This is a genomic window from Neptuniibacter sp. QD37_6 (assembly GCF_047778085.1).
Taxonomy (GTDB): domain Bacteria; phylum Pseudomonadota; class Gammaproteobacteria; order Pseudomonadales; family Balneatricaceae; genus Neptuniibacter.
Genome location: NZ_CP180550.1, coordinates 189,332 through 202,942 on the forward strand (window position 1 = coordinate 189,332; position 13,611 = coordinate 202,942).

Consider the following 13,611-nt stretch of genomic DNA (forward strand, 5'->3'; position numbering starts at 1 on the left):
GGAGCTTTTTTTGTGGCTGAAAGTTGTCTGTTTTTTGACCTGATCCTGCTGGAGTCTTGACTATACTGCAAAGAATAAACCCAATCGTAGTTGGGGAGTCGTATGGCAAAACAACACTCTAGTCTGTGGAAACATCCTGAATTACGGCTGTTGTTGCTGTTTATAGGGTATTCCTTATTGTCCTGGCCAATCTTCAGCGGTACACAGCTTTCGGTGACGGCTTTATATCTTAGTTTGTTCCTCTTCTGGGGGCTGGCCGTTGTGATGTTGTATCTCAGTAGCAGATCGAGGTAGCTTGAATGCTATCAACTCAGGTCGTGCTGTTGTCATTGCTCTGTTATCTGGGTTTATTGTTGGTGATTGCCTGGTTTGGGCAGCGAGGCGGCGAAACTATACGTCGCATGTCAGATAGTCCGGTGACTTATACCCTTTCGCTAGCTGTGTTTTGTACCTCCTGGACCTTTTATGGATCTGTCGGAAAGGCCGCCACTAGTGGTATGAGTTTTCTGGCGGTATATTTTGGTCCGACCCTGGCGATGTTGTTTGCTGGCGTGATGATGCGAAGGCTCATACACCTGAAAAATGACCTACGTATCACATCCATTGCTGACTTTCTTTCAGCACGTTATTTCCGTTCGCAGCAAGTTGCGACACTCGTCACCATAATGGCTTCCCTAGGGGCCGTTCCCTATATTAGTTTGCAGCTTAAAGCTGTAAACAGCTCGCTTACTGTGTTGAGCAGTAGTGCGGCGGTGAATATACCTGACGTGATTGTTAACCAGTTACCGCTCATCAGTGCCGCGTGCATTGCACTTTTCACTATTTTGTTTGGGGTTAGGCAGCTAGACCCAACGGAACGCCATCCAGGGATTATTCTCGCACTGGCATTTGAATGTATTGTTAAGCTGGCTGCTTTTATGGCGGTGGGTATTTTTGTCTGCTTTTCTTTGTTTGATTCTCCCCAGAGTTTGTTAGAGCTGGCCAATCAGCCTGAATATGAAGTTACTCAAAATTTGAGCCAGGTCCCTAGCTTTTTTCAGTGGACAACCCTATTAGTACTGAGTGCCTCGGCCTTTTTCTTTCTACCGCGGCAATTCCATGTTGCAGTGGTAGAAAACTCAAATCCTGACCACTTTCGCAGTGCCCAGTGGGGCTTCCCTCTGTATATATTGTTAATAAACCTGTTTGTTATTCCCATTGCTTTGGCAGGTTTTGTCTTGAATTACAGCCCTCAGCAGGCCGATAGCTTTGTCTTGTTACTGCCATTGAATCATGGCGACCCACTGCTCGCTTTGTTTGCCTTTGTTGGCGGTATTTCAGCGGCATTGGGTATGGTGATGATCTGTGCAATGGCCCTTTCGACGATGATGATTAACCATCTGTTATTGCCCTTGATTGAGCAGATAACACAACTCAATCCATTGCGGCGCTTTTTATTGCAGCTACGTTGGTTGGCGGTCATTTTTATCATTATTGGGGGGTATTTATTTGACCGGTTGGTAGGTGGCTCTTACATGCTGGTCAATATTGGTTTGCTCGCTTTTGCCGCGGTGGCGCAGTTTCTGCCAGCGACTTTGGGCGGTTTGTTCTGGAGTAAAGGCACAAAATTAGGCGCCTTGTGGGGCTTGTCCGCAGGGTTTGTTACCTGGATCTACTGTTTAGTTCTTCCAACTTTCATTCGAAGCGGCTGGTTAGATAGTTCTCTGTTGAGCGATGGCTTGTTTGGCCAGAGCTGGTTAAGGCCCGAAGCCTTATTCAATCTGACTGCCGTAGATAGTCTCAGTCACGGGGTTTTCTGGTCCTTGGCATTTAATTTGATAGGTTACGTTTTAGGTTCACTATTGAATCGACCTTCAGATGAGGAGAGCACTTATTATCAGCAGTTTATGGATAAGATGGATGAAAATAATGCTTATGAAGAATCTGTTTTTGAAACTTCGCTGGAGGAAGATATTGCCTTGGAAGGCAAGCGTGAGCGTTCTCTGAATCTGTTGAACCAGTATATGGATGAAGACCGAGCATCATCCATTTTGCGTGAAGCTGAGGTTAAGGCAAATACGCTGGGTAAAAGCCACTGTAACCTATTTTCTTTAGCTGAATTAGGCCGACAAATAGACCAGCGTTTGTCAGGAGCTTTAGGTGCTTCAGTTGCTGCAAGAGTACTGAAGCGTGCCCAGTTATTCACCCGTACTGAGTTTAAAGAACTGCAAGCCCATTATGGAAATGTACTGACAGAGCTAAATATTTCTCCGGCGGAACTGAAGCGAAAAGTTAACTTCTATCGTGAGCGTGAAGAGTTAGTGCTGAAACATAACGAGGAACAGGCTCAGACAATTGATCAACTCCGCCAAGAGATCCAACTAAGACAACAGGCCGAGCAGGAAAAGGAACTTACCCAGAAGCGACTGCAGCTTATTATGGATTTTGCTCCAACCATCATCTACCTGATAACTGCAGAAGGCCGCTTTCTTGAGGTGAATAATGAATTCCTAAAACTTTTTTCAGTCACTAAAGATCGCGCGGTTGATGCTTTGCCTAGTGATTTTATTGCTAAGGGCGTTGCAGAGCAGATGATGTCTAATGACAGCCGTGTCTTGCAGGAACGTAAGATGTTGGAATTTGAGGAGACGCTGACTGAAGATCGCAACCGTACCTTTGTTTCGGTGAAATTTCCGATTATGGATGGTGATAAATTGATCGGTTTATGCGCGATTTCGACTGATATTTCGGTACGTATTCGTCTTGAAGCTGAGCTGAAAAAGTTCAGTGCAGAACTGGAAAATAAAGTTGAGGAGCGCACTTCTGAATTACGTAAGGCGAATGCCTCGCTTGCATGTACTTTGGACGATTTGAAACAGACTCAATGCCAACTGGTTGAAGCAGAAAAAATGATGGCTTTGGCATCATTGGTTACCGGGGTCGCGCATGAAATTAATACCCCCATCGGTGTTTGTGTAACGGCTTCGTCATCAATAGAGGGCGAATTGGCAGAATTGATTGCTGCGCGGGAAAGTGGCCAACTTAGAGAGCAATTATTTTTAGATTTTTGTGAAAACACGGAAGCGCAATTGCAACTAATTAACGGCAACTTGAAGAAAGCCTGTGGATTAGTGCAGACCTTCCGAAACTTATCTGCCCACGAAGGGGATACTGCTTTAGGCGAAACCGATATTTGCGAATTGATGGCTGATTTTTGTTTGGCACATGAAGGCGAGATTGTCTCTGCTGGGCATCGTTTAAGCTTTAATTGTGATGACGTGCAGCCTCTGGTTATCACCACATATCCTGTTTCGTTGGCTGCAGCGCTTGAATATCTATTAGAAAACGCCTTATCACATGCTTTCCCAGAAGGTTACCACGGTGATATTTCGTTCCATATTAAACGGACTGATCGCGGGGTGAGGATTCTCTATCGAGATAACGGTCTTGGTTTGAGCGAAGAGATGGAACAACATCTGTTTGAACCATTTGTTACCAGTAAACGTTTTGAAGGCAAGGTGGGTTTAGGCAGTCATATCTTCTACATCTTAGTCACCCAAAAGTTAGGCGGTACTATAGAAATTAAGAATATGCCTGATCAGGGCTTAGAGATCGCTATTGACCTGCCACAAGTGTGCGAATTTAGTCCAAGCGCTACAACACACCCCGTCTTACACGACCTCTGACCTACGATATAGGCACTTGATAATTAGACTTAGGTGGCGTCTAGCTGCTTCTTAGTGCATTATCTTGGTGCGTCAGTTCATAGGAATGAGAATTAATACAGGGGTTGGTTATGAAGTATCTCCTTGGCTGTGTTGTCTTTTTTGTAAGCTATAGCCTGTCTGCAGCCTCCACGGTAGTGGTAAAGCCTCTTTCAGAGTTACTCCAGAAAACCTCGCAAAGCGCGCCTGCTAAGGTGATCAATGAGGACCATGCTACGGTGTCCGCTCGCCTGACAGCCTCTGTAGAACAGGTACTAATTAAGGTTGGGCAGCAGGTTGAGCAAGGGCAGCCATTACTCAATCTGGAGTGTAGAGATTATGAGTTGCTGCAGTTGCAATCTATCAGCGCGCATAAATCTTTACTGGCTCAGGTTCGACTTGCTCGGCAACAACTATCCCGCGCGGAACGCCTGCTGAGACAAAAAAATGCTTCTAAAGAACTTCGCGATCAGCGAAAAGCGGAGTTAGATAGCCTAGTTGCGCAACTGGATGGTGCTAAAGCACGCATGGCGGAAGCTGACCTTGCGGTTGAACGGTGCATCGTTCTTGCGCCATCTGATGGTGTCGTGACCGAGCGTTTGGTGAGCAACGGCGATCTGGTCATACCGGGATCTTTATTAGTCAGAGTGCTTTCTCAGGATACTCAGGAAGTTTCCGCAGCCTTAAGCCATCGTCAGGTGGCGGATATGCAGCTGAGTAATCAAATCTATTTCCAATTTAATGGTCAGCGTTATCCACTGAGCTTACGGGCTGTTGTTCCGTATATGGATAATCGTGCGCGGACGCAAAATGTACGGTTCAGCTTTACGGAGACCAAAGCTCTTTCCGGTAGTAGTGGCCGGGTATCTTGGCTCGAGGATAAAGGCCGTCTGCCGGTACAGTTTGTTGTTTCCCGAAATGGGGAATTGGGTCTGATGAAGGCGGAGAATGGTAAAGCAGAATTTGTAGTGTTGCCTGGCGCGATAGAAGGTCAGGCAGTTAGAGTGGATCTGCCCTTAGATATGCTAATCATTACTGAAGGCCAGCATGCTGTTGAGTCGGGTAGTGAAGTGACTGTTGCGGCGCAGGAGTAAGACGATCAGATGTTGATGCGCCTATTCAATAATCATGTGCTCGCTAACCTCACCTTTTTGTTGGTATTGGTGATCGGTTTTCTTTGTTACAACCTATTGCCTCGCCAGCAAGATCCTACGATTAATTTTAACTGGATTGTTATCACAACTGTATTGCCGGGTGCCAGCGCCGAAGATATCGAAAAAAGGGTTACTGATCCGTTAGAGGATGCGATTCGCAATGTCTCAGATATTAAGTTTGCTTCCTCTAATAGCCGCGAAGCGGTATCTAGCTTGCTGGTGCGTTTTACAGATATTGATGAACGTACTTTTGATAAACGGATTAATGATCTTCGACGAGAAATTCAGAATGTTGAAGATGAGCTACCAGAAAATGCAATCGATCCTGTTATTCTCGAAATAACCAGCGCCAATGCTTTTCCAAGTGTCACGGTGGCCGTTACCGCGTTGGATGATGATGAAAATCTGCGTATTCAGGCGAGAAACATAGAGAAAGACTTAGAGCGTTTAGCTGGGGTGGATCGGGTTGACCCCATTGGTCTAGATGATCCTGAAATGCAGGTGAATTTTGATCCAGAGGCGCTACAGGCATTATCTCTATCTCCCGCTCAGCTTTCCAATACTGTTGCTGCGTGGTTTCAGGATATATCAGCAGGCAGTGTTAATGTTGGTGAACAAGCGTGGCTGGTGCGCTTGGTTGGACGCAGTGCTGATCCTGACCAAGTAAAACAGATTCCGCTTATCAATTTGCAGGGCGAAGAAGTTACCCTTAGCCGGGTTGCCGATGTTATTCAAACACGAGCAAAAGCGAGTAATGATGCGGTTATCGATGGTAAGCCTGCGATCGTTCTGGCGGTAATGAAAAAAGCCAATGCGAATACCTTAGAGCTGGTTGAACGGGTGAAAACCTATATGGATCAGCGCAATACTTTGTCTCAAGCAACGGGTGTGAAATTAGTTCTGGTAGATGATCAGACGGTGCCTACACGCGAGGCGATCAACCTAATGCAGACGAATGCTTTGATTGGTCTTTTGCTTGTTTTGGTGGTTGCTTGGTTGTTCTTGGGTGCACATATCGCATTTCTAACCGCGATCGGTATCCCGTTTATTCTTGCAGGTACCTTCTGGGTGCTTTGGGGGATGGGGGAAACACTGAATGTCACCGTACTCTTGGGTGTAGTGATTGTCTTAGGTATGTTGGTGGATGATGCCGTAGTGGTTGTAGAGGCAATCTACCATCGGCTGCAATTAGGACAACCGATCTATCAAGCGACTATGGCCTCGCTCGAGGAGGTAGGCCGTCCAGTGGTGAGTGCTGTTTTAACGACTATGGCAGCTTTTCTCCCCTTGATGTTACTGCCCGGGATATTAGGTGACTTTATGCGAGTCATTCCCATGGTGGTCACCATTGCATTGGCGATCTCACTGGTTGAAGCGTTCTGGATGTTGCCTGTACACGTCAGTGTGGCGCGGGTTTCATTTGCCAACCCTAGGCGTATGCAGCGTTTCCGTACTCGTATGACCCATAAGATCCAGATCGCTTATGTCCGATCTTTGATAAAAGCTATGCGACGCCCTGTGCTTACCTTCAGTTTAATTGGTTCGCTATTTGTTAGCTCGATGGGGGCTTTAGCTGCAGGGTTAATAAAGATGGATTTCTTCGCCGCAGATCCATTGCGATTGTTCTACGTAAACATCGAAATGGCGCCGCAGGTTTCATTAGATACCACTTTGGATAAAGTGAAACAGATGGAACAGGTGGTCAGAAAGCATCTGAAGGATGAGGATGTTCGCACTGTGGTGGGCTATGCAGGTCAGCAATTCACTGAAACTGCGCCGATGTTTGGTGAGCATTATGGCCAGATTTTGGTGGGACTAAAGCCAAAAACTGAAGATAATCGCTCAGTAGACGAGCTATTAGCCGCAGTCAGGGAAGATACCTTAGCTGTACCGGGACCAGTGAATGTAACCTTTTTACGACTTGCTGGTGGCCCTCCGGTATCCAAGCCGATAAGTATTAAAGTGCGTGGTGATGATTATGCTGAGATCCGCTCAGCTGCTAATGCACTTCAAGCATATATGGCTTCTGTAGAGGCCATTACTGATATTACTGATGATGCCGGCGGCGGACGCATGACTCTGACGCTAAAAGCGAACTATGATGCGATCACCCAAGCGGGCTTAAATCCGCAAGAGGTCATCCGCACCGCTCAGCTTTTGGTTGATGGTGAAATTGTTGCGGATATGCAACACGAGGGTGAAAAGCTGGAAGTGCGTGTTCGCGCTATGCCGCAAACATTCACCGACATAGAGCAATTGTTGATGTTTGAACTTCCTTTACCCGAGGGTGGGCAGGTTCCTTTAATTAACTTAGTCAGCTTTGAAAAGACGAAAGCGCTAGGCAATATCCGTCACTACAATTTCCGCCGTGCTATTACAGTAGAGGCTGATCTTCTGCCAAATAGCATTGATACTGTCACCGCCAATGGCATGGTATTGGAGCATTGGAAACACGAGCTACAAGTACAGTTCCCTAATCTGGATCTGGACTTCACCGGTGAACTCGATGAAATCCAAGAGAGTATAGATGCGATCGGCATTCTCTTCCTGTTTGGTATCGGCCTGATGTACCTGATTTTGGGAACGCAGTTCTCGAGCTATATGCAGCCTCTGATGATCTTGATGACCATCCCAATGGCGTTTACGGGTGTAGTGTTGGGCCTGTTGCTGACACAAAATCCTCTGAGTCTTTTCACTATGTACGGTGTAGTTGCTTTGGCAGGGATAGCGGTAAATGCAGCGATTGTTTTGGTCTCAGCGGGTAACCAACGATTAGATAAAGGGATGTCGGTAAAACATGCCACTCTGTACGCGGCTAGACGACGCGTGATTCCAATCTTGATTACTTCGCTAACGACGATTGCGGGCTTGTTCTCTTTGGCAACGGGCTTAGGTGGTCACTCCCTAATTTGGGGGCCGGTAGCAACGGCGATTGTGAGTGGTTTGGCGTTCTCGACCGTGCTGACGCTATTTCTGATTCCTATGCTGTACCGCATTTTTATGCAGTGGTCACATCGTCGTCAGGGAGCGTAAGCATTGGGGAAAGGCTAAAAGGCAAAGCTTACGTTTAAACGAAGTGTATCAAAGATGAATAAAAAAGCGGCGAATGAACATCGCCGCTTTTTTCTGTCTGTGATTCTTACTTAAGCTAGTTCAAGCACTTCATTAACCAGCTTGCGGATACCTGATGCTGCTTCGGTAATTGAACCCGCTAGCATGTACGCTGGAGTTGTAACGACTTTACGCTCTGAATCGATTACGATTTCGCTAACACCACAATCTTGGTGCTTACCACCCATCGCTTCAATCGCCGCTGCCGTATCAGTATCATTACCGATCGTACAAGTAGCGCCTTCACCAAATAGGATTGGCGTCATTGCTGGAGCAATACAGATTAGACCAACTGGCTTACCTGCATTATGCATCGCTTGAGTAAAGCTAATTACATTAGGGTTTACTGAGCACTCAGGGCCTTTTACTGCAAAGTCAGATAGGTTTTTCGCTGCACCAAATCCACCTGGAATAATTAGCGCATCGTAATCTTCAGCATTGGCTGTTGCAAGATCGATAATTTCACCACGTGCTAAACGCGCTGCTTCAACTAAAACGTTACGTGTTTCACCGGCTTCTTCGCCAGTAAGGTGATTAATAACGTGCATCTGCTCGATATTCGGTGCCATACACTGTGAACTAGCACCGCGTTCAGCGATCTGTAGCAAAGTCAGAACCGACTCGTAAATTTCTGCGCCATCGTATACGCCGCAACCAGATAGAATTACTGCAATTTTCTTCATGCTTTCAGGCTCCTTTATCTACAGTGATATGAGTTTGATCATACCCTTTTGTATGCAGAGTACGATAAGATCAGTTTTATTACTATGGTGACAAATAGTTACACAATTTTTAGCCTTATCTCTAGGCTGTCATTAGCTTGTCATCGTTTTCTGTCATATTCATCTTGTAACCTAAGGAAGATGCCGTGTCCTTTAATAACAGCCAGCGCTTTTACCCAGAAACACGTATGCGCCGCATGCGTGCCAGTGATTTTTCCCGTCGTCTAATGCGAGAGAGCGTTTTAACACCAGATGATCTGATCTATCCAGTCTTTGTGATTGAAGGTCAAAATCAAACTGAGCAAGTTGCGTCTATGCCGGGCGTAGAGCGAATGAGTATTGATCTGCTGGTAAAAGAAGCGAAAGAGCTTGCTTCTTTAGGTGTGCCGGCGATGGCGTTGTTCCCTGTAACACCGATGGATGCGAAATCTGAGTTGGCAGAAGAAGCCTACAACCCAGATGGTCTGGCTCAGCGTGCAGTGAAAGCAATCAAAGATGCCTGCCCTGAGATGGGAATCATGACCGATGTTGCACTGGACCCGTTCACGACTCACGGGCAGGACGGCATTATCGACGAAAATGGTTATGTGTTGAATGATCGCACTGTTGATACCTTGATCCAGCAGGCGGTATCTCACGCCGAAGCAGGTGCTGATATTGTCGCACCAAGCGATATGATGGATGGCCGTATCGGTGGTATCCGTGATGAGCTGGAAAGTAATGGTTTTGTAAATACCTTGATCATGGCGTACTCCGCTAAGTATGCAAGTGCTTACTATGGTCCTTTCCGAGATGCAGTAGGTTCTGCGGCGAACATTGGTAAAGGTAACAAGTTTAGTTACCAGATGGACCCTGCTAACAGTGATGAAGCGCTACACGAAGTGTCACTGGACCTAGCGGAAGGTGCAGATATGGTGATGGTAAAACCGGGTATGCCGTATCTGGATATCGTTCGCCGAGTTAAAGATGAATTAAAAGCACCAACCTATGTTTATCAGGTGAGTGGTGAATATGCGATGCATGTAGCGGCTTTCCAAAACGGTTGGTTAGACGAGCGTAGCGTAATGCTTGAATCCCTGTTGGCGTTTAAGCGTGCAGGGGCTGATGGCGTCCTGACTTATTTTGCGAAACGCGTCGCACAGATATTAAACGACTAAACTTTATTCTGTAGTCGTTAAAGAATTAGGGAGAGAAAACAGCGTGATGGTTGAATCAGCGGAACAGAGCGAAGCAGCAGCGGCGTTATTAGAGAGCCGTGAAAATGTTGCAACAACAGAGCAAGAGGTAGAGGAAACACCGGTTGATCTGAAGGTGCCCGAGCTCTATATCAACCGTGAACTCAGCCATCTGCAGTTTAATATCCGAGTTCTAGAACAAGCATTAGAGGAGCAGCACCCGTTGCTAGAACGGTTGATGTTCCTGTTGATCTTCTCCAGTAACTTGGATGAATTTTTCGAGATTCGTGTTGCTGAGCAGATGACTCAGTTGAAATATGGTCGTGAGGCAGTTGGTCCTGATGCAATGCACCCACGTACGGTGTTGCAGCGTATTAGCGAAATCTGTCACCTGACCGTAGACCGCCAATATAAGATCCTGAATGAAACGATCTTTCCTGAGTTGGAAAAGGAAGAGATCCACTTTATTCGTCGTCACCTATGGACGCCGGAGCAAAAGGAGTGGGTTCAGTCTTACTTCCATGATCGTGTCGTACCGGTGATCAGCCCAGTGGGATTAGATCCGTCCCACCCATTTCCGCGATTGGTGAACAAGAGTCTTAACTTTATTGTTGAATTGGATGGTAAAGATGCCTTTGGGCGTGAAACCGGAATGGCGATCATACCGGCTCCGCGTTCCTTACCGCGCTTGATCCGCCTGCCAGATAATCTCTGCGATGGTGGTGATAACCTGATCTTCCTTTCCTCGATAATCCACGAATTTGCCGATGAGTTATTCCCAGGGATGAAGGTGGAAGGTTGCTTCCAGTTCCGTATCACCCGTAATGCCGATATGACCTTTGATGTTGAGGAGGTTGAGGATCTGGTAAATACCCTAAGGGGTGAGTTACATTCGCGTAAATACGGAGATGCGGTGCGATTGGAAGTAGATCAACGTACGCCAGAAGAGTTGATCTCCTTCTTGCAGAAAGAGTACAAGTTGGATGAATCGCAAACCTATAGAGTTAATGGTCCGGTTAACTTGACCCGCCTTATGGCTGTTCGTGATTTGGTGGAGCGGAATGATCTGCGCTGGAAGCCATTCTCTCCTGGTATGCCAGGCAAGCTTAAAGGTGACAATATTTTTGATGCCTTAAAAGCGAATGACCAATTACTGTTACATCCATTCCAGTCCTTTTCTCCAGTGGTGGATCTTCTGCGTCAGGCAGCGAAAGACCCTGATGTGGTTGCGATTAAACAGACGCTATATCGAACTGGGGTAAAATCAGACATTGTTAATGCGCTGGTGGAAGCGGCGCGTAGCGGCAAAGAGGTGACTGTAGTTATCGAACTGCGTGCTCGCTTTGATGAAGAGAGTAACCTGCAATTAGCCGCTCGTTTACAAGAAGCAGGTTGCTTGGTTGTATATGGGGTGGTTGGTTATAAGTGTCACGCTAAAGCGATGTTAATCGTACGTGAAGAGGGTAACCATCTAGTGCGCTACTCTCACTTAGGTACAGGTAACTATCACTCAGGTACAGCCCGTCTGTATTCTGATTACAGTTACTTAACCGCCGATCAGGATGTCGGTGAAGATGTACATAAGGTTTTCCAGCAGCTAACGGGTATGGGTAAGATCCAGAAGCTGAAGAAACTTTATAACGCGCCGTTTACACTGCATTCTAAAATGATCGAGCTGATTCGTCGTGAGACTCGTTTAGCTAAGTCGGGTAAGCCGGGTCATATTATGGTGAAAGTGAACGGTCTGACTGAGCCGAAGATGATTCGCGCTTTGTACGAAGCGGCGGCTGCAGGTGTTCAGATTGATCTGATTATTCGTGGTATGTGTCGTTTACGTCCGGGTATTGAAGGCCTTTCTGAAAATATCAGAGTTCGCTCTATTATCGGCCGATTCTTGGAGCATACACGCGTTTATTATTTCGGCAATAATGGTAAACCAGAAGTGTTCTGTGCCAGCGCTGACTGGATGGAACGTAACATGCTTAACCGTGTTGAGACTGGCTTCCAAGTTTTTGGTAAGCATAGTGAGCGATTAAAGCGTGAGCTGGATTACTATATGAAAGACAACTGCCAGAGCTGGGAATTGCAAGCGGACGGCAGTTATATTCAGAATCAACCGGGGGAAGATGAAGAGGTCTTCTCTGCCCAGCAAGCTTTGTTAGAAGAGTTTGCTAAGTAACCTTTCTTTATTGTGTTTTTTCTTAGATAACAGCCTTACTTATTGAGTAAGGCTGTTATGCACTTTTTACATAGCTTTGATGGTTATGTACAACCAGTTCGTTACGGTTATTCTTAGCCAGATACAGGGCTTTATCCGCTTCTGTGTAGAGTTCATTCTTATCAGAAATCTGATTGCCAGCACTCCAATAGGCACCTATTGATATAGTGACATAGTCGCTGATAGTGCTCTTCTCGTGAGGAATATGCAGAGCTTCCACTTCTTCTCGAATACGATCTAAGAAGGCTTGGGCTTTAGCTGCATCTTGCTCTGTAATAATGATGGCAAACTCTTCGCCACCGATGCGGAAAGCAAAATCGGAAGGTCTGCGGAGGCAACCTATAATGCAGTTGGCAACATCTCGTAGGGCTTTATCCCCTTGCGGATGGCCGTAGGTATCGTTGTACAACTTGAAGAAATCCACATCCAAGATCGCTAGAGCGATTGCTGTACCATGACGGTAGCTGAGTTTTATTTCGCGCTCTAACACATCTTCAAAACTACGACGGTTTGGCAGTGTAGTGAGTTTATCTGTAATCGATAGCTTCTTGCTGGTTGAATCCTGCAGCAGATTGGTAAAGCCGGTTATCTGATAGCGTTCATTGATGTTCGGTAAGATGCGTGAATTTGCCCAATGCATTAAGCCATCTTCGTTAATATGACGGATCTCGCCTGCCGGTCTTAATCGTTTTCCAGATCTGTTCAGACAGCATGCTATGGGTATCTGAATTATCAAAGAAATTACTCTGCTTACCAACTAGCTCTTCTTTAGTTGTGTCTAAGAAGCGGCACAAGGCGTTACTGGCATCAATGATCACGCCTTGTGTATCAAGGTTTGCCAGCATGATGTTCTGATCAATCAGATGTTCTCGCTGCGATAACGCTTTGTTTGAGCGCATAATTAGACGTGTCACTTTGATTGCAATCAGAAGCGAGATAACAATCGTTAAGAAACCAATAGTGGCTACCACGTAGATAGAGTGGTCTCTATTTTTCGATGATTGTTTATGAAATTGATTGGCTTTGTTTTGAGCGAATACAACAAATTCGTGTACTTCAGAAAGTAACTTATCTACATGTTTGGCGCCTTTATTACGAGTAATCTCGGCGGCTCTCTTTGTTTCGCCTACTAGGGCTAGGGTCACAACTTCATCACGAATGGGCTTCCACTCAATAAAGGTTTGGTAGGCCTGTTTAATGGTGACTTTGTTGCCTAGAAAACGCTCGAAGATAATGTCGAATTGTTTGAGAACTTGCTGCTCCTGGCGCTGAATTTGCTCTAGGGTTGCTTTTAGTTGTTCAGGATCTTGGACTAACACAACGTCTTTCATATCGCGGTGCATTGCGAACACGAGGGTCTGGATTGACTGCCCAGCATTGCTCACCGCAAAAGGGTGGTTATAGATGTTTTCTACATCTTTAGAGATGTTGTTGAGATGGTATAGGCTAAATCCGCCTAAGCCTGTCATTAAGGTAATGATCAGGACAAAACCAAGTATTAGATTGCGATACTGCTGCATACTATAAAATACTGCTGAATTGAGCGCG

At 46.1% G+C, this 13,611-nt stretch carries 8 protein-coding genes; 5 read left to right on the top strand and 3 right to left on the bottom strand.

What is annotated here, in order from left to right:
• Positions 1 to 299 precede the first annotated feature (299 nt).
• The 3 genes from ACMXYO_RS00805 to ACMXYO_RS00815 all read left to right on the top strand — a co-directional run bounded on the left by ACMXYO_RS00805 (position 300) and on the right by ACMXYO_RS00815 (position 7,870).
• A complete protein-coding gene (locus tag ACMXYO_RS00805; protein ID WP_415886540.1) occupies positions 300 to 3,665 on the top strand; it encodes an ATP-binding protein in 3,366 nt (1,121 codons plus the stop codon).
• 110 nt (positions 3,666 to 3,775) lie between these two features.
• Complete coding sequence (locus ACMXYO_RS00810) at positions 3,776 to 4,777, top strand: efflux RND transporter periplasmic adaptor subunit (RefSeq protein ID WP_415886541.1); 1,002 nt, start codon at positions 3,776 to 3,778, stop codon at positions 4,775 to 4,777.
• Between the two features lie 9 nt (positions 4,778 to 4,786).
• Positions 4,787 to 7,870, top strand: coding sequence for an efflux RND transporter permease subunit (locus ACMXYO_RS00815; protein ID WP_415886542.1), 3,084 nt, complete (start codon positions 4,787 to 4,789; stop codon positions 7,868 to 7,870).
• A gap of 110 nt (positions 7,871 to 7,980) precedes the next feature.
• Here ACMXYO_RS00815 and elbB read toward each other — a convergent pair whose 3' ends face one another.
• On the bottom strand, positions 7,981 to 8,631 hold the full coding sequence (gene elbB, locus ACMXYO_RS00820; protein ID WP_415886543.1) for an isoprenoid biosynthesis glyoxalase ElbB: 651 nt from the start codon (positions 8,629 to 8,631) through the stop codon (positions 7,981 to 7,983).
• 185 nt (positions 8,632 to 8,816) lie between these two features.
• Here elbB and hemB point away from each other — a divergent pair, with 185 nt between their 5' ends.
• Entirely contained in the window at positions 8,817 to 9,827 is a 1,011-nt protein-coding gene (gene hemB / locus ACMXYO_RS00825; RefSeq protein WP_415883109.1) for a porphobilinogen synthase, read from the top strand.
• 46 nt (positions 9,828 to 9,873) lie between these two features.
• Positions 9,874 to 12,024, top strand: coding sequence for a polyphosphate kinase 1 (ppk1, locus tag ACMXYO_RS00830; protein WP_415888120.1), 2,151 nt, complete (start codon positions 9,874 to 9,876; stop codon positions 12,022 to 12,024).
• Between the two features lie 55 nt (positions 12,025 to 12,079).
• On the opposite strand, the gene ACMXYO_RS00835 is transcribed toward ppk1, so the two are convergent.
• Entirely contained in the window at positions 12,080 to 12,703 is a 624-nt protein-coding gene (locus ACMXYO_RS00835; protein ID WP_415886544.1) for a GGDEF domain-containing protein, read from the bottom strand.
• 13 nt (positions 12,704 to 12,716) lie between these two features.
• Positions 12,717 to 13,583, bottom strand: coding sequence for an MCP four helix bundle domain-containing protein (locus ACMXYO_RS00840; RefSeq protein ID WP_415886545.1), 867 nt, complete (start codon positions 13,581 to 13,583; stop codon positions 12,717 to 12,719).
• Positions 13,584 to 13,611: the final 28 nt, after the last annotated feature.

What these genes read in the sequence shown, in the direction of transcription:
- ACMXYO_RS00805 (WP_415886540.1), top strand. Translation starts at nt 300, where the DNA reads ATGCTATCAACTCAGGTCGTGCTGTTGTCATTGCTCTGTTATCTGGGT.
- ACMXYO_RS00810 (WP_415886541.1), top strand. Translation starts at nt 3,776, where the DNA reads ATGAAGTATCTCCTTGGCTGTGTTGTCTTTTTTGTAAGCTATAGCCTG.
- ACMXYO_RS00815 (WP_415886542.1), top strand. Translation starts at nt 4,787, where the DNA reads ATGTTGATGCGCCTATTCAATAATCATGTGCTCGCTAACCTCACCTTT.
- elbB (WP_415886543.1), bottom strand. Translation starts at nt 8,631, where the DNA reads ATGAAGAAAATTGCAGTAATTCTATCTGGTTGCGGCGTATACGATGGC.
- ppk1 (WP_415888120.1), top strand. Translation starts at nt 9,874, where the DNA reads ATGGTTGAATCAGCGGAACAGAGCGAAGCAGCAGCGGCGTTATTAGAG.
- ACMXYO_RS00835 (WP_415886544.1), bottom strand. Translation starts at nt 12,703, where the DNA reads ATGCATTGGGCAAATTCACGCATCTTACCGAACATCAATGAACGCTAT.
- ACMXYO_RS00840 (WP_415886545.1), bottom strand. Translation starts at nt 13,583, where the DNA reads ATGCAGCAGTATCGCAATCTAATACTTGGTTTTGTCCTGATCATTACC.